The organism is Psychrobacter sp. JCM 18901 (assembly GCF_000586435.1).
GTDB lineage: Bacteria > Pseudomonadota > Gammaproteobacteria > Pseudomonadales > Moraxellaceae > Psychrobacter.
Genome location: NZ_BAWH01000009.1, coordinates 1 through 16,865 on the forward strand (window position 1 = coordinate 1; position 16,865 = coordinate 16,865).

Sequence of the window (16,865 nt, forward strand, 5' to 3'; positions counted from 1 at the left end):
AGTTGAATAAAAAAAGCTCAAATAAAAAGGGTGTTGCTCATTTTGCATCGTGCTTTATCGTATCATACCGACAAGGCATTGTGACGTCTATACAATCTCATAAAGAGCAATGTTCTAAAGGCTAATACCATAAAAGCCAATGTCCTGAAGGCTAATGTCATAAAAGCCAAGTTTAGAAAGACAACGTCATCAAGGTTATATCAGCTGACGATTATAAAAAAGCAGTAGCTTCAATCTTGTTTGGCATATGTATATGTCATTTATGCTTGGTTACTCATATTGGTCGTTCTAATATGAGTGACTACTACTGATAACTCAAATGATTAGTTAGCGCCTACTGCTTGTGCCAATTCTGCTGCAGGCAAGTAGCCACCTACTTGTTGTCCTGTTTCGGTAAACACCGCAGGCGTACCGCGCACACCAAGTCTTGAGCCTAAAGCCATATGTTCTTGGACAGGGGTGGCACAGCTAGGGGCTTGTACGTTGGCACCGATTTTTGCTTGATCCATTGCCGCTTTACGATCCTGACTACACCAGATCGCTTCCATTTTTGGTACAGACTCTTGACTGCGTGGCCATGCCAGATAACGAACCTCGATACCGCGCGCATTGATATCATCCATTTCTGAATGTAGTTTGCGACAGTAGCCACAATCTGCATCGGTAAAGGCATAAATAACGGCTTTGGTTTCGCCTTTTGCTGGATAAATCACCATGTCTTTTTTATCGACGGCTTTTAGCGCTTCTTGTGCTGTCGTAGCAACTAGGGCAGCACTGATATCAACCGGAGTGGCATCACCCACAGCGATGATCTGACCTTGAATAATATGCTTGCCAGCTTTATCAGTAAAGAAAGAAGGTAGACCTTCAGCGGTCACCCAATAAATACCATCCATATCTGTTGGTACGGCTGAGACAATAGTTTCTTCGATACCAGAGCTTTTTAGGTTCGCCTGTAACGCCTTCACCACGGTTGCATCATTACCAGCTGAAGGCTTAGTAGCAGTGGCATTTGTCTGTGCAGCGTTTACAACACTGGTATTGCTGGTTGCATCAGCAGCATTGTTTGAGCAGCCAGCAGCAATACCAACTAACAGCGCACTCATCATAAAACGAGATAGAACGGTACGAGAAAGAGGATTACGCAAGGTGGTATTTTTGACAGTGGGGAACGGCATACGGGTTTCCTATAGGCGTCGCGCCTAATCATGAGTTCGTTATAAAAAACGCTATAAACTTTTCTATATAGTAATGTGTCTTGGCAGTGTTTTAAAGGTCTAACATTGAAGAAGTTCTTATAACTTATTGATAATAAAAGATAGGTAGTAATAGCCTTCATATTACCATATTTACGCCAAATAATAGCAAAGGGAAGGCTGCCAAGAAGTATCAGTAAAGCCAACTTTAGAGAATAGCTATCAACATAAATTCAAAAAAACAAGATACATTTGTGCTATTTAACATAGTTGCTTGAACTTGTAATCTAAGGCTAATCGCATTGTTTCTATAAAAATATATATAAAATGCGTTGTATAAACCATTTGAGAACGACTTACTTTAACAAATTTGCTTTAAGGAGCACACATGCAGGTGCCAGTTTATTAACCTTACTCGATGACATCAGTGTTTTAATGGATGATGTAAGCGTCATGACCAAAGTCGCTGCCAAAAAAACCGCGGGCTTAGTTGGTGATGATTTAGCACTCAACGCCGAGCAGGTCACAGGGGTTAAGCCAAACCGTGAGCTCCCCGTCATTTGGGCAGTTGCCAAAGGCTCTGCCGTGAACAAAGTGATTTTAGTACCAGCGGCACTATTGATCAGTTATTTTATACCGTGGTTGATTACTCCGCTGTTGATGATCGGAGGGTTATACCTGAGTTATGAAGGGGCTGAGAAGGTCATTCACAAGTTTTGGCCGAAATTGTTGCCTCATGATGAAGAGCAAAATGCCCGCTTAAAAGCCAATGCAGATGAGTCGGTAGATTTGGTCGCGTTTGAAAAGGACAAAATCAAAGGTGCCATACGCACAGACTTTATCTTATCAGCTGAGATTATTGTTATCTCTTTAGGCGCAATTACAGCAGCTGGTGGCGATATTGTCCAAAAAGGCATCGCACTTTCGATAGTGGCTGCTGTCGTGACCGTTGGTATTTACGGCTTAGTTGCAGGCATCGTAAAGATTGATGATGCGGGTCTGCATTTGATTGAAAACTCACAAGCAGGTGATAGTAAGCGCAAGTTTGGCGAGTTTATGCTTGCAGCTGCGCCAAAGCTTATGAAATTTTTGTCCATAGCGGGCACGATTGCGATGTTCTTGGTGGGCGGCGGTATTATCGTTCACGGTATCGGCTTTTTACATCACAGTGTAGAAGACATTGCCCATCTTACTGGGGTATTTGAAGGATTGACCGCTTCGTTATTAAATGGACTAGTCGGGTTAATTGTTGGTGCTATTGTAGTAGCTATTGTTACTACTATTGGCAAAATGCGTGGTAAAGACGACACAGCGTCTTCTGCACATTAAGCTTATCTGCTTTCTATTGTCTTTCGTTTGAATTAGCAAGTAAGTTTGACTGTATTAAAATAAAAAGCCCCAAAGCTACGAATAGCTTTGGGGCTTTTACATTTGAGCTTATATGACTAGCTGTCGCTGTCTACATCATCAGATGCGAGCTTTTCAGCCTGCGTCGGCTTCTTATGATCCGTCTTAGGCTTACGACTGCGCGCCTTTGGTACTTTTGGCGTAGTCAGATTAAACATACCGGTCTGTGGTAGCAGTTGCTCAGCCACATTTTCGATCATGTTTTTATAGCTGGCTATAGTCGTCTTAGACTTAGCTGCCTGACTGTCTTCTTTGCTCGCTTCTTTAGTAGCTTCTTCTACTGCCGATTCAGTCGTCTGCTCAGTCTCTGCAGCTATGTTTTCTGCAACATCTTCTACCTCATTGACAGTTTGCTCTGTAAGGGTTTCGACTTCTGCATCTTTAGCTTCTGACTGAGCGCGCTCGACTTCTAGCAAGTGCTCACTATCAGCACTTATATCGTCAGTTTGAGCCTGATTGGCGAGGGCAGTTGCTTCAACGTCATGCGCATCGACTTCGCTATCGGTTTGCTCAGTGATAGCTGGTTCCGCGTCACTTACTTGTTCAGCAGGTACGCTCAATACAGCGGGTTCTGATAATCAGGATGCTGTCCGCGCGGATCGTTGCTAGCACGCTTAGTGATAGCATGTGGCTCAACGTCTGTCTTACCTTGTGCTGCTGCAAATTGACTGACGGCTTGGGTCATCGATTCAAAGCGTGCGAGGTAGTCGGCAGCCAATGGTTGATAGCCATAGTTGCTAAAGTTAAAGCTCTGGCTAGCAGCATCAGAGCTATTATTACCACCCTGAGATTGCTCATTATGCAACGCAATAGTCGCGATAAAGCAGTTGATAATGCCTTCTTCTGCTAAGCGCGTTTGAGCCTCTGGTAGCGTGGCACGAATAAACTCACCAACCGTGCCACGTATTGCTGGCACATTAGTGGCAGCTGGCTTGTCCGCTTGCGCAGCTTGCTGACCAAGTACTACACGTGGATCGTTACTCGCTTGTCCAAATTTCTCAGCAGTCACGTAACGTGCGCCAAATAGTGCTTCATGGGTTAGCTCAAGTGCTGAGTTACTCACACTACTTGTGCTTGCATTATTACTATCAGCCTGAGTATTTTGAGCTTCATCACTCTTACTCACATTTTCAGCAGTCTTGGTTTCCTGCTGTTTTAGAGTCTCTGTAGCTTTTTCAGCCTCAGCAGTTACTGACGTTGGAGCTTCCGCTTTACTTTCGGTGTCACTCGTAGAAGTCGATGGTGACTCTACAGCTACAGGTGCTTTTTTTTCTCTTCAGCAGCCTGCTCATGCTTAGGAGCAACGTCCTGCACCTTAGCGTGTTCGGTAGATTCACGCTTATCATCATTTACCTGATTAACATTTGCTTCCACCGTACTTTTTTTCGTTATCGCTTTTCTTATCAGCGTTCGGAGCACTGGTGTTTTGCTTATCAGTGTTCTGCTCATTGCTACTATGCTTATCAGTAGGTTTTTGAGCAGCTGTTTCGTTTGAACGCTCATCTTTTGCCATGTTGTTTGTCGCGCTTTGCTTCTCACTAGGCTGAGTTTGGGCCTGTGTGGATTTGCTATCATCTAAAGATAGATGCACCACTTCAGGGGCTTTTAGCTCAGTTGGCGCTTCATTAACCTGTAGCACGACCTCGTTAGGGTCTTGATTGCGACGTGCACTATGTTGATTTTTGCTACTGGCAGCATCGTTGTTTCTAGCGTTCTGCTGCTTGTTATGTTTAACGCTGTCAGCCGTTAATGTCTCACCGCGCTCTAGCTTACCGCGTGAGCCGCGTTGGCTATGCGATTTACGCTTAGTACGAGTTTGCTCATCTGCTTTAGAGCTGTTTTCGTTATCAACATCACTGCGCTCGCTTGCGTTACGATTGCTGTTCTGTTGACTGCTATCTTGGCGGTTATTACGATTGCGATCGTTCGTGCGTCTGTTATCGTTTTGACGCTTGTCTTGCTGTCTTTGGTCTTGAGTATCAGACGATTTGTCATCAGCATTGTTTGAGCCAGCACTTTCTGAGCTACTGTTTACGTTGCCAGTATTTTCGTCAGTTGTCTCTTTTCTTTGACGCGGTTTAGAAGATCTAGACTTACGCGGCTTACGTCTTCTTCTGTCTTCATTGCTGCTGTCGTCAGTATCGCTGTCATTACGACGCGTTTGTTGACGATTAGCATTGTTATCTGACTGTTGACTATCGTTTTTCTGACTGTTGTTTTGTTGAGTTGGCTGCTCACTAGTTGCAGCGGCACTATTCAATGCATTGCTATCAACTTGACCAAACGAGCCTAAGCTTTGCGCGCCCGTGTTTACTAGCGCTTCGATTGCTTCAGCGGCATCTCGGCTACTGACACTGGGCGTCGTAGTGGCCTGCGGTGCTTGAGCAAATAGGTTTGATAACCACGCAACGGCTTTTGGTTGAGCAGTAGCTTCGACACTCTGTGTCTGCGGTGCTACTGGAGCGGCAACACTAGCAGTTTTATTGGCTTGCGGTGCATGTGCAGGCGACATGTCGTTGGTATTTTTATGATTACGACGATCATTGCTATGATTTACCGTATCGTTCTGCGCTTGCGTAGTTGCATTCTGCTGCGCGTTTGAGCGGCTCTGCTTATCATCTGCAGTTTTACGAGGCTGGCGAGTAGGCTGCTGTTCAGGACGCTCTTTTTCAGCAGTCTGCCAGTCAACGTTGTAGCCAAGGTCACTGTGCTCTTGTTGCTGAGTATCAGTGATACGCTCATAGCTCGATGGTGCAAAGCCATCACGGTTGAAATGAAGCTTGAAATTTGGTGATTCTAAATGCGCGTGTGGCAAAATAGTGATACGCGTGCCACTGTCTTGCTCAAGGTAAACCAAGCTATCGCGCTTTTCGTTTAATAAGAATGCAGCGATGTCTGTCGGGACTTCAGCTTGTACTTCACCTTGACGTTCTTTAAGAGCGATTTGCTCAATTTGACGCATGATAGATAGCGACAGTGAACGCAAGTCACGAATCATACCGTTGCCGTGACAACGTGGGCAAATATAGCCAGTTGACTCTTCTAGTGAAGGACGTAGACGCTGACGGCTCATTTCCATCAAACCAAACTTAGAGATATCACCAAACTGAACGCGCGCACGATCATATTTGGTCGCGTCGATTAGACGTTTTTCTACTTCTTTTTGATGCTTATTGTCATTCATGTCAATGAAATCAATAACAATCAAACCACCCATATCACGCAAACGAAGCTGACGAGCAATCTCATCGGCTGCTTCTAAGTTGGTATGGTAAGCGGTCTCAGCAACGTCTGAACCTTTGGTTGACTTAGCTGAGTTAATATCAATAGAGACCAGTGCTTCTGTTTGGTCAATAACGATTGAACCACCTGATGGCAAACGTACTTCACGCTGATAAGCGGTTTCGATTTGCTTTTCGATATTGAAGCGCGAAAACATCGGTTCATAATCGGTATATTTGCGTAGCTTTTCGGCTTGTTTTGGCATTACCGCATCGATAAACCCAGCCGCTTCAATATAAGCGTTTTCGTTATCAATCCAAATCTCAGCGATATCATCACGCAGATAATCACGAACAGCACGTGTGACAACGCCCGCTTCTTGGTGAACCAAGCGCGGTGATGGGTATTTTTGGTTTTGTTCTTGAATGGCTTGCCAAATGTTGAGCAAGTGATTTAAATCGTGCTGTAAATCTTCTTGAGTTTTACCAATACCAGCAGTACGAATGATGACACTCATGCCTTTTGGTAAATCAAGATTGCTTAGCATGCGTTTCATGTCTTCGCGCAGTTTGCCCGAGATTTGACGTGAGATACCACCACCGCGAGGGTTGTTGGGCATTAATACCAGATAACGACCGGCTAATGACACATACGTCGATAGGGCAGCGCCTTTATTGCCGCGCTCTTCTTTTTCGACTTGGACGATTAGCTCGTCGCCTTCTTTGATCAGTTTTTTGATGTTTTCATCACGTGGGTTGCCGCTTAGGTATTCAGCAGAGATTTCACGAATTGGCAAAAAAACCTTGGCGCTGAGAACCATATTCGACAAATACTGCTTCGAGCGATGGCTCGACACGGGTCACATGACCTTTGTAGATGTTAGATTTTTTTTGCTCGCGAGTACGGTTTTCTAGGTCGAAATCGTACAGGTGGTTGCCTTTACATAAGGCGACACGAATCTCTTCGTTTTGAGTGGCGTTGATCAAAATGCGTTTCATATTTGTATCCTATGAGTACGCATGACAACGATAAGACAGTCTTTAGGACATAGTGGCAAGTGTGGCTAATATTGTGATTAGCGTGTGTAGATGTTCATTAACGGTAGAACGTAAATCGTGGGTTTCATAAAGCACATGGGCTTTTTCAACGGCTTCTTTTTTTACCTGAAGTAATGAGCGGTGCTCAGATTAATATCAGTAATATAGGGTGTAAGGCTATGGTACTTATATTTTATCATCAGTAAACTTGGTACATATATGATTGGGTCAGCGAGTCAAAGCGCTCTTATTCTCAGTACGTTCTATTGGTAGTGATTTCAGCGCACGTTGTAAGCGTGGGCGAGGGTCAGTTACAGTTCTAAAAAAATACTGATATTAAAAAGGCGTGATGCTGTTGCCATTCATCCATCAAAGTCTAACAATAATATCGCGGTCATGATTGCTACTATATAATGGCGTCATTCAGCGGTTGTTTATTCAGGTGAAGCAATTGGTTACTCTTTGTTTATCGTTCTTTGTATAACGTCAATAATATCTTGGGTGTCTCAAGGTTAGGTGTCGCAGCTTTTGTTATCAGCGGGGCGTACTTGGCAAACAGAGTAATGGACCAGCTTGTCAGCGTGGTATCGTATTTACATTGTTATCGTCATCTGTTTGACCACCAATACTTAGGCAGCTATCGATATACTTTTCGATCCTAACGCTAAACTACCCATACTTGCTCAACTATGCTGGCATAAAGAACCATCAGATAAATAGTCATTAAATAATGATTGATTATCGAGTACGGTCGTTGTCATGCAATTAGTGAGTCAGTGTTGTGTTGTAATCGGTTAATAAGCTGATTTATTATCAGCGTTATTAACGCGAAGGTATTTAGTGTCACTATTTATTTTATGGTACCGAATAACATTCAGTACAGTATTTTTAATTTGTAGGCTATATTTGGTAAGTAATACCTCTAAATAAATAACGCGCCCTAAAATCAGATGAAACGTGTCAGGTCAGCAGCATAAATAGTGTCAACCTCTTTACTGGCGAGTAGTAGAAAACTAACAAGCAATAAAATGGTGGTCAACTATTTGTAACAACAATGATTATTGCTGTCGCCTCTGCTTAATTGTCGCTCAACATGCTAAACTATAGCAAATCTTTGTGTAAATACCTAACTAAAAATGACAAACTCAAAAATGACTGACGACGCTACTACCCATGAAGCCCCTGCTATTTTTAATAGCAAAACACGCCCACAAAGCGCTGACGATGAGATTAGCAACTTCGGTAAGGTGAACTACCTCGAAGTAACGCGCCATCAACACGATCAGCGTTTGGATAACTTTTTGTTAAACCGTTTAAAAGGTTTGCCAAAATCACATATCTACAAAATGATTCGCTCAGATGAGATACGCGTCAATAATAAACGCTGCAAAGCACACGATAGAGTGCAGCGTGAAGATGTGGTACGTATCGCCCCTGTAGAGCTAGCAACGCGCGAGAAACCAATTATTAGTACCGAGTTCGCCAAAAGCTTGCTGGCGCGCGTGGTCTATGAAGATGACGGTTTGCTAGTGCTAAATAAACCTTCTGGTATCGCTGTGCATGGCGGTAGCGGCTTGGACTTTGGGGTTATCGAAGCGATGCGTGAAGTGACGGGTAAAAAAATACCTAGAGCTAATCCATCGCATTGATAAAGACACATCAGGGCTACTGATGATTTCCAAAAAAAACGCTCAACGCTCAAAGTGTTGCAGCAGCATTTGGTAGACAAGACCATTCAAAAGCACTATCTATGTCTTGCCAAAGGACAACCTGCGCTTAATGAGCAGCGTATCAATGCGCCGTTGCTACGTTATACACTTGCTAGTGGTGAGCGCCGAGTGAAAGTAGATAGCCAAGACCCACAAGCGAAAGAAAGTCAGACTGATATCATTATCCATGATCGCTTTATGATTAATAGTCAGCCAGTAAGCTTAATTGAAGCTAAGCCATTGACGGGTCGCACTCATCAAATCCGTGTGCATTTGGCGCATATCGGTCATGCTATCTTGGGTGATGACAAATATAACGTTCATGATAAATCAGGCGTCCATCGTCTGTGTCTACATGCATGGCGCTTAGATATTCCAGGCTACAAGACCATTACTGCGCCATTGCCAGACGATATGGCAGATTGGCTACCAGAAACAACGAAATTGCCTGAATAGTTTTTCAAAATAAACTCTTAAGCCAAACTATTTTGTATTTTCCTAAACGTCACGATATCTTATTTTTACGAATAAGCCGCCGTGACGTTTTAGTATCTGCTATTTATTATTAATATTCATTAAGGTGACTTCATGACCAAACCAGCTACAACTTCAGAGCGTGTTATAAATGCTCAACCATTAGCAGAACATCGGTTGTCTGATAAGACATTGATTATTTTTGATTGGGACGGCACGCTAATGGATTCAATCGGTCTAATCGTTGATTCTATGCATGTGGCTGGGGAGGCACATGGGTTTGAGACGACTGATAAAGCCGTAAAAGATATCATTGGTCTGAGCTTAATGAATGGGATTAAGATTTTATATCCGCAGGCAAACGATACGCAGTTGCTTGAGATTCAGCAAACCTATGCAGAGTACTATATTGCTAATAGTCACAGTACGCCGCTATTTGAACCGATAGAGCATATGTTGCAAACTTTGCAGCAGCAGGGAAAAACGCTCGCCGTAGCAACTGGCAAAAAAAGAAAAGGGCTAGATCGTGTATTAGATGCCTCCGATAGCCATGATTACTTTGCGATTACGCGTTGTGCTGATGAGTCAGGCTCAAAACCTGATCCGCAGATGTTGACCGATATCTTGGATTATACGCAGCAGCAGGTTTCTGATGCTGTGTTTATCGGTGACAGTATCTATGACATTCAAATGGCAACAGCATTGGGCATGACCAGTATAGCGGTGAACTATGGTACGGCAACGAGTGCAGAGCTTGCTGCGCAAAATCCAACCTATCAGGTTGATACTCCACAAGCGCTAGTAGACTTGTTATGCGGGTAGAGCTAATTTTATAATTCTCGTTATTCTAATAGCACACCGATGATGATAATGAGTTAATAAACAGGCAATAAAAAGGTTTATCGTAATAGCGATAAACCCTTTTTGTTAAAGACAACGATATCTATTTGTTTTCTTTATTAACGTTTTCTTTTTCACCGCTTTCTTTTTCAATAGCGTCTTCTAACTCATCACCTTCTAGCAATGCAAAAGAAGACTCAATGATTTTGTCTGCATCAAGCTGATACTCATACCAGTTGCCCATTATTCCAGCCAACTCATCCAGCCCTTCTTTTCTGAGGGCCGAAAACAACTGAATGGTACAGTTTAAGCCCAGTTTTTTTCAGGCGTTTACGAGTCTCAAGGAGGGCGTTCTTAGAAGCACCGTACTTCAATTTATCTGCTTTGGTCAGCAGAATATGTACTGGTAGCTCACCATCGTTTGCCCAGTGCAGCATTTGCTCATCGAAAAACTTAAGCGGATGGCGAATATCTGTCATCAGTACCAGACCTGCAAGGCTTGAGCGTGATACCAAGTATTCTTCTAGCTCAACCTGCCATTCTTTTTTTCATCTCTAGCGGAACAGCGGCATAGCCGTAACCAGGCAAATCAACCAAACGTCTGTCAGTATCACCGATACTAAAAAAGTTAATCATCTGCGTGCGTCCAGGTGTCTTAGACGAGCGAGCCAATTGACGCTGATTGGTTAAGGCGTTGATGGCTGATGATTTGCCAGCGTTTGAGCGCCCTGCAAAAGCGACTTCCAATCCCATGTCAGGAGGACAGAGACGAAAGGTAGGTGCTGACATCATAAACTCAGTTTGCTGAATTTTCTGACGAGATTTGGTATTGAACAAAGCATGTTCAGCGGCGACATCGTTAAACGGGGTACTCATAAATGGCTCATTAATCTTAAAAAAATTGGATGCGATTATAAAATTTTAGTCAGCTGATGATTCAAGTCATCGGTGCGGTCAAGTAATTGGTCAAGAAATAGGTAAATCAAGGTAAAAGGCAGTTCTTTATCAATACAGTTATGTGCAAATCATAAAAGTAGCTATTTAATATTACTGGCTATTCTATACTATTCCGTGTCTTACTTATTGAAATAACTGCGATTAGCATCATATAAATAGTAGGATAACATTAAAGTTGGCAGTCATTACGACAAGTTCTCAGCTTTAACAAAGCCATATCCAAATTCTCTATGTTTATATGACATATATTGTTACAATGTTTAACGAGAGACGTTTAATAGAACGATTGATGAGACACGTGAAATATCACGAGGAGGTGCTCTATGTTTTCAATCAGTAAACTTCTTAGCACGAGTTATCGCACTATAATGGCTAGCAGTGCTGCACTATTATTAAGTGGTATTATGATTAGCAGCGCAGGTGCGGCGGATATAGCTACTACCTATAATAACTCATGTGCAGCCTGTCACGATAGTGGGGCATTGAATGCCATCAAAAAAAGGTGATAGTACTAAATGGCAACAGCTGATTAAACAAAAAAAGTATGCCGACGCTTATCAAATCTGTCAAAGGTGGGATGCCGCAGATGCCAGCAGGTGGTCTTTGCGACAAATGTAGTGATGACGATTATCGTAAACTTATCGAATATATGAGCAAATAATCGGCTTATAAATATCATTTGAATATATAAAATAAAGCGCTGGGCTAACAACCTATCTGTGCTTTTTGTTTTTGCGTCATATTGTATATTGTGTTGCCAGAAAACTGATAGATACTATGATTAAGTAGGCAAATGATACAAAGTCTTGCTATAATAATCGAAAATAAACCCTGATGTTAGTAAGTACTTTCAGACTGCTTGTGTCCAAGACCTTAAAATATACGCCATTCTCATGATTAAAGAGGCGGCTATATCAGGTATCTTACCAGTGCAATCACTCTAAATAATGCTTACGCCGAGCTAGTAGGATTTGTATCAATGAAAAAGTTAATCGCTGCTGCCAGCTTATGCGTTGCAAGTTTCAGCGTACAAGCTGCTATTATTGTTCCTGAATATGACGTCAATGCAGGTCAAAAAGTTGCAGAAACCGTTTGTGCCGCTTGTCATGGTCTTAATGGCGTCAGCATTGTTCCTGCACAGCCAAACCTTGGCGGCCAAAACGTAAAGTACCTATATAAACAGCTAGTCAACTTTAAAGCAGGTTATCGCAAAAACGGTATTATGCAATCACAAGTTGCTAACCTGTCTCAACAAGACCTAGCAAACGTAGCAGGTTACTATGCCAGTCAAGCGCCTTGGGGCGTCGGCTACGGCAATCCTGCAACCAACCAAGAAGCGACTAAGCTATTCTTGGGCGGCGATAAGTCGCGCGGTATCATTGGCTGTGCTGGCTGTCATGGTCCAGATGCTGCAGGTAATACTTGGGCTGCATTTCCAAAGCTAGGCGGACAGCACGCTCAGTATATTGCTACTCAGCTAAAACTATTCCGTGCCGCTGGACGTGTTGATGATATCGATAGCGCTGATCAAAAACGAGTCAATGATGCAGCCAAAGAAGGCGAGATGGGTATGATGCAAACGGTTGCATCGAAACTATCAGATCGTGACATTCGTATCTTGTCAGACTATGTAAGTGCTATTCACTAATTGAGTCGCACTGATGCGATATCTGATATATGCTTTGCTTTGCGTAGAAGGCCATTGAGTAAAGCCACTGAGTATTGAATCGCATATTGATTATATCTGAATGACTAAACCCCGATTTCGGGGTTTTTTTTATAACTGTTTGTCCCTTATATTAAGACAGTATTTAGATGAATTCATTTACAGAAGCCAGTCGTTGCTCTGTATAATTATAAATTATCGTTATTCACTTTATACCAATTTTCAAAATATGGTTAGCCGTGTCAAACATGTTCAGTCTACCATGCGTGGTACTTGCACTTGTTTTGTTTGCTAGTCCAGTTTTTGTGAATGGTATTAGATCGTTTGGATTGAAATTATGATGATCCGTTATGCTTCTTATTTTATCGCGGCGCTACTACCGTTATTGCTATTTCGTTGGTTTGCACCTGCGTCAATTGGTGAGATCGACTTTTGGTTACTGTGGCTATTAGCCATGGTATTGGTTGCGCTGCCAGTTATTTACGCTGAGATAGCACTGGCCTATCGTAGCGTTGAAGGCCCTCTAGCGGGTATGCAAAAGCTCACTCGTGAAGCAGATGTCAGTCCGATCTGGCGTAGCTTTGGTTGGTTAGCGGCATTAGTCTCTATTGTGATTGCAGCGTTGGTTATATCTGGCGCAAGTACAGGTATATTGTCTGCATTAACTGAGCTAAATAGTGTACCCGATGTACCGAACTTCGTAGTTGCTGCAGGTCTGATGGTCATTGCAGTACTCTTAAGCTTGCTGGGTGTTGCGCCTTTACCTATTGGTTTGGGTTTGATGGTAATAGGGTTGCTACTAGGATTCGCAAACGGTGTACCCAATGCTGGTTTTGCTATGACTGATGTCAGTTTGACTGAATGGGCTCGCGCAGTCGCGTTAGCATTAGTCAGTGTTGGTGCAGGTACAGGATTATACTGGTTCGGTCAGAACTTGGTGAGCAGACAAACAGTCACAGCGGTAGAAGCAAACAATCAGCAAGTAAAAAACAGAGCGGCTACTCGTGAGTACCGTGCAACCAAGCTAGTGTTACCGATTTGGGTATTGCAACTGCTGATAGGAGTAGTGGCTTTATTTACTAGTGGTATGTCGCTACCACCAATTGGACAGCTGTTATATTGGGGCGGGGTGTTATTTGTAGCCAGTTACTTGCTACATTACAGTACTCAGCAGTTAACGCATAAGTTTGGATTATTAGTTAGTTTGATAATCACTTTTGCTGTAGCGTTACTATTAGTGGTTGCGATACCGACAGCATGGTTAGTTGGCATCTTGGTCATTATTAGTAGCATTGCTGTACTATTATTATCAGTATTTGCGGGATGCAGATGAAAATCAGCCATCTACGCAAGTCGTTAAATTTTAGCAATGAAGCAGTTTATAACTTGTGGCGAGTAGCGATACGTTTAGTCGTACCATTAGCATTGCTGCTAGCATTGATAGGTTGGGTGATGCAGTGGTTGAGCTAACAGTCGAAGGTCGTGACAACAGCGTGCCACAGTCTACGCAAGCCAATCTAATGACCGTATATCTGGCGTATGCTGAAGATGAGCAGCGCCAGCATTATCTAGCTTTGCAGGTTAGACAAGATACTAGTTTGCATGAAGCGTTGGCGCAAGCAGGATGGCTTGAGAAATTTGCAGAACTGGCAGCGTGGTGTGAGCAAGTAATAGATATCACCACGCCAACTGCGAAATGTTGGCATGTGGGTATTTATGCACAGAAACAGCCATTAAGCTATTTGCTACAGCCTTTTGATCGTATCGAGGTATATCGCAGTTTAAGCGCTGATCCTATGTCTCAGCGCAAAAATAAATCTCGTAGCTAAACCGTTAACTATCTAAGCTAATAGGTTTCGCTGACTATGATGCTGGCAGACTCTCAATACCTTCGATGCGCGTGACCAAACCATTATCATCAAAGTAAACAACTAAATGCTGGCTAGCATTTTTGACATCTGCGATGCCTTTGCGGCTACCTTCAGTGCCTGCTTTGTAGTCATAGATATAATCCCAGCGTTTAGGTTCAAGAGTATCTCGAATCGCAGGGCTGCCAAGAGTATAAAGAACTTGGTTTTGATTCATACCCACTTTTAGCTTCTGGGCTTGGGTTTGCGTAATCGCTGTGCCTTGTGGCAAATCAATCTTATAAACACTCAATAATGAGCAGCCAGACATAGCAACAGTAGCGCTAAGCATACTGGTGATAACGATCTTACGTAATGCGCTTGTGTGGCTTAACGGACGGAAATTTAATGTCTTTATCATGGTAAGATGACTCATAAGAAATGAATTAGGCGCGGCCAAAGTTAGATGGTGCGAGTCTGACCGACAATCTTGGACAAATGATACGTCATTTACTTGCAATTGCCTACCACTTACGACATTATTTACCAAACACCACCTGAATGGTTTTATTATTTATATTTTAAATTCATAGGCTTGCACTGCGGTTATTCAGGGAATTATAAAGCAGTCCTTCACCTCATCAGCACTGTTTTGAGGGTGTTAAAACCACTTATATTTAATAAAGAATAATCAGCAACGATTATTTATCTCATATTTTTTTAGTTTTTCATTTGCTAAGACTGTCACAGTCAGAAGGGATATTATGGCTTCTTTTACCAATCAAGATTTACGTAGAGCAGGATTGAAGGTTACGTTACCTCGTATTAAGATTTTAGAGCTGCTAGAAAGCGCCGAGTTACACCACATGAGTGCAGAAGAAATATACAAAGCGCTCATCGAACAAGGTGAAGATGTAGGTCTTGCCACTGTCTATCGTGTCCTAACACAGTTTGAGCAAGCAGGTATTGTTGAGCGTCATAACTTTGAAAACAATCTATCTGTATTTGAGATTACCCAAGAAGAGCATCATGATCACCTAGTTTGTGATGTGTGTGGCAAGATTATAGAGTTTCATAATGAAGTCATCGAAGAAGAGCAGTTGAAAGTAGCAGAAAAACATGGCTTTAAACTGTCTGGGCACTCTCTTGTGCTATATGGTATTTGTGCGGATCAGGCCTGTAGAGATAGCGCGAAGTAATTGTCTAGCGTACTAGTAGAAACGCTTATTTCTATCAGTACTACGATATCGAACAATAAAAACCCTCGTTATAAATAACGAGGGTTTTTTATATATTCTATTCTATATTGGAAAATCAATAATTTAACTCACATCTAACGACAAACTATCAGCACCTTCATCTAAATTAGCCTTACCGTTTTTGCTGCTGAGCTTAATTTTGAGGCGTAGATCATTAGGGGAGTCGGCATGTAGAATCGCTTCTTTATACGTTATCTCTCCTTGTTCGTACAAATCAAAAAGTGCCTGATCAAAGGTTTGCATGCCACTGTCTCGTGAGCGTGTCATCACATCTTTGATTTCATGAACTTCCCCTTTACGGATATAGTCACTGATCAGCTGCGAATTTAGCAAAATCTCAATAGCAGCGCGTCGCCCTTTACCATCAGGTGTGGGGATAAGTTGCTGCGCGATAATAGCTTGCAGGTTCAACGACAAATCCATAAATAACTGGTTATGGCGACTGGTTTCAAAGAAGTGAATGATACGATCGATTGCTTGGTTAGCGTTGTTTGCGTGCAACGTTGCAAACACTAGATGGCCAGTTTCTGCGTACTGAATAGCATAGCTCATGACTTCACGGTTACGAATCTCGCCGATTAAGATAACATCGGGTGCTTGGCGTAGCGTGTTTTTTAGGCCTGCTTCAAATGAATGGGTATCGATACCAACTTCACGTTGGGTAATAATACAGCCGCGATGTTTATGGACAAACTCGATAGGGTCTTCTATCGTAATGATATGACCATGAGAGTTTTGATTGCGATGTCCTATCATTGCAGCAAGGGTAGTAGATTTACCTGTACCTGTTGCGCCAACTAATAGAACAATACCGCGTTTTTTCATGGCCAATTCTTTTAAAGCTGGCGGTAAGCGTAATTCTTCGACCGTTGGAATGTTATTTTCAATTTTTCGTAAAATCATTCCTGCCATATCACGCTGTACAAATGCACTGACTCGAAAGCGAGCTTGCTGTGCTTCATCAGAGATAGCAAATTGACACTCGTTGGTTTCTTCAAACTCTTTTTGCTGGCTTGGCGTCATTACACCTTTGACCAATCTCATGGTTTGCTCAGCACTCAAAGGGGTTCTACCGACAGGTAAGATTTTTCCATTCACTTTCATGGAAGGCGCTACGTCAGCAGTAATAAAAAGGTCAGAGCCATTTTTGCTGATCATTAATTGTAATAGTTTATCAATATCCATATCGCACCTGCACCGGATGTAAGTCGATTAAAATCATATTTTAAATACGTCAGTAAAAAGTAATAA

11 protein-coding genes and 4 pseudogenes are annotated in these 16,865 nt (G+C 42.6%); 8 read left to right on the top strand and 7 right to left on the bottom strand.

Annotated elements, in window-relative coordinates; all coding sequences use genetic code 11:
- Nucleotides 1-323: 323 nt before the first annotated feature.
- Nucleotides 324-1,178: a DsbC family protein gene (locus TT11_RS08070; protein WP_261869958.1), complete on the bottom strand. Its 855-nt coding sequence runs from the start codon at nucleotides 1,176-1,178 to the stop codon at nucleotides 324-326.
- 363 nt (nucleotides 1,179-1,541) lie between these two features.
- On the opposite strand from TT11_RS08070, the gene TT11_RS08075 reads away from it, so the two are divergent.
- A complete protein-coding gene (locus TT11_RS08075) occupies nucleotides 1,542-2,525 on the top strand; it encodes a DUF808 domain-containing protein (protein ID WP_261870046.1) in 984 nt (327 codons plus the stop codon).
- 116 nt (nucleotides 2,526-2,641) lie between these two features.
- On the opposite strand, the gene TT11_RS08080 is transcribed toward TT11_RS08075, so the two are convergent.
- The 3 genes and pseudogenes from TT11_RS08080 to TT11_RS08090 all read right to left on the bottom strand — a co-directional run.
- Nucleotides 2,642-3,163 (bottom strand): hypothetical protein, encoded by a 522-nt coding sequence (locus TT11_RS08080; protein ID WP_261869960.1) that lies wholly within the window; start codon nucleotides 3,161-3,163, stop codon nucleotides 2,642-2,644.
- A complete protein-coding gene (locus tag TT11_RS08085) occupies nucleotides 3,160-3,729 on the bottom strand; it encodes a hypothetical protein (RefSeq protein ID WP_261869961.1) in 570 nt (189 codons plus the stop codon). Before TT11_RS08085 ends, TT11_RS08080 begins: the two co-directional genes overlap by 4 nt.
- Before the next feature lie 1,143 nt (nucleotides 3,730-4,872).
- Nucleotides 4,873-6,823: pseudogene (locus TT11_RS08090) on the bottom strand (Rne/Rng family ribonuclease); the annotation flags it as partial.
- 1,190 nt (nucleotides 6,824-8,013) lie between these two features.
- Between TT11_RS08090 and TT11_RS08095 the strand changes: the two are divergent.
- Both TT11_RS08095 and TT11_RS08100 read left to right on the top strand, forming a co-directional pair.
- Nucleotides 8,014-9,027: pseudogene (locus tag TT11_RS08095) on the top strand (RluA family pseudouridine synthase).
- A gap of 132 nt (nucleotides 9,028-9,159) precedes the next feature.
- Nucleotides 9,160-9,867, top strand: a complete 708-nt coding sequence (locus TT11_RS08100) for an HAD family hydrolase (RefSeq protein WP_160021098.1) — start codon at nucleotides 9,160-9,162, stop codon at nucleotides 9,865-9,867.
- Between the two features lie 121 nt (nucleotides 9,868-9,988).
- On the opposite strand, the pseudogene yihA reads toward TT11_RS08100, so the two are convergent.
- Nucleotides 9,989-10,761 (bottom strand): annotated as a pseudogene (gene yihA, locus TT11_RS08105) (ribosome biogenesis GTP-binding protein YihA/YsxC).
- Between the two features lie 404 nt (nucleotides 10,762-11,165).
- Between yihA and TT11_RS08110 the strand changes: the two are divergent.
- The 4 genes and pseudogenes from TT11_RS08110 to TT11_RS08125 all read left to right on the top strand — a co-directional run bounded on the left by TT11_RS08110 (nucleotide 11,166) and on the right by TT11_RS08125 (nucleotide 14,337).
- On the top strand, nucleotides 11,166-11,348 hold the full coding sequence (locus tag TT11_RS08110; protein WP_261869963.1) for a cytochrome c: 183 nt from the start codon (nucleotides 11,166-11,168) through the stop codon (nucleotides 11,346-11,348).
- A 473-nt stretch (nucleotides 11,349-11,821) separates the two neighbouring features.
- Complete coding sequence (locus tag TT11_RS08115) at nucleotides 11,822-12,490, top strand: cytochrome c (protein WP_261869965.1); 669 nt, start codon at nucleotides 11,822-11,824, stop codon at nucleotides 12,488-12,490.
- A 355-nt stretch (nucleotides 12,491-12,845) separates the two neighbouring features.
- Nucleotides 12,846-13,978: pseudogene (locus tag TT11_RS08120) on the top strand (hypothetical protein).
- A complete protein-coding gene (locus TT11_RS08125; RefSeq protein ID WP_261869967.1) occupies nucleotides 13,897-14,337 on the top strand; it encodes an RnfH family protein in 441 nt (146 codons plus the stop codon). Before TT11_RS08120 ends, TT11_RS08125 begins: the two are co-directional and overlap by 82 nt.
- Before the next feature lie 34 nt (nucleotides 14,338-14,371).
- Here the strand turns inward: TT11_RS08125 and TT11_RS08130 are convergent, their stop codons facing one another.
- Entirely contained in the window at nucleotides 14,372-14,791 is a 420-nt protein-coding gene (locus tag TT11_RS08130; RefSeq protein WP_057758247.1) for an outer membrane protein assembly factor BamE, read from the bottom strand.
- A 328-nt stretch (nucleotides 14,792-15,119) separates the two neighbouring features.
- On the opposite strand from TT11_RS08130, the gene fur reads away from it, so the two are divergent.
- On the top strand, nucleotides 15,120-15,554 hold the full coding sequence (gene fur, locus TT11_RS08135) for a ferric iron uptake transcriptional regulator (protein ID WP_179798166.1): 435 nt from the start codon (nucleotides 15,120-15,122) through the stop codon (nucleotides 15,552-15,554).
- A 123-nt stretch (nucleotides 15,555-15,677) separates the two neighbouring features.
- Here the strand turns inward: fur and TT11_RS08140 are convergent, their stop codons facing one another.
- Complete coding sequence (locus TT11_RS08140) at nucleotides 15,678-16,799, bottom strand: PilT/PilU family type 4a pilus ATPase (protein ID WP_238069259.1); 1,122 nt, start codon at nucleotides 16,797-16,799, stop codon at nucleotides 15,678-15,680.
- Between the last annotated feature and the right edge of the window lie 66 nt (nucleotides 16,800-16,865).

Bases quoted from the DNA above. Each gene is read 5' to 3' on its own strand.
- TT11_RS08115 (WP_261869965.1), top strand. From the start codon at position 11,822: ATGAAAAAGTTAATCGCTGCTGCCAGCTTATGCGTTGCAAGTTTCAGC.
- TT11_RS08100 (WP_160021098.1), top strand. From the start codon at position 9,160: ATGACCAAACCAGCTACAACTTCAGAGCGTGTTATAAATGCTCAACCA.
- TT11_RS08070 (WP_261869958.1), bottom strand. From the start codon at position 1,178: ATGCCGTTCCCCACTGTCAAAAATACCACCTTGCGTAATCCTCTTTCT.
- TT11_RS08130 (WP_057758247.1), bottom strand. From the start codon at position 14,791: ATGAGTCATCTTACCATGATAAAGACATTAAATTTCCGTCCGTTAAGC.
- TT11_RS08140 (WP_238069259.1), bottom strand. From the start codon at position 16,799: ATGGATATTGATAAACTATTACAATTAATGATCAGCAAAAATGGCTCT.
- TT11_RS08110 (WP_261869963.1), top strand. From the start codon at position 11,166: ATGTTTTCAATCAGTAAACTTCTTAGCACGAGTTATCGCACTATAATG.
- fur (WP_179798166.1), top strand. From the start codon at position 15,120: ATGGCTTCTTTTACCAATCAAGATTTACGTAGAGCAGGATTGAAGGTT.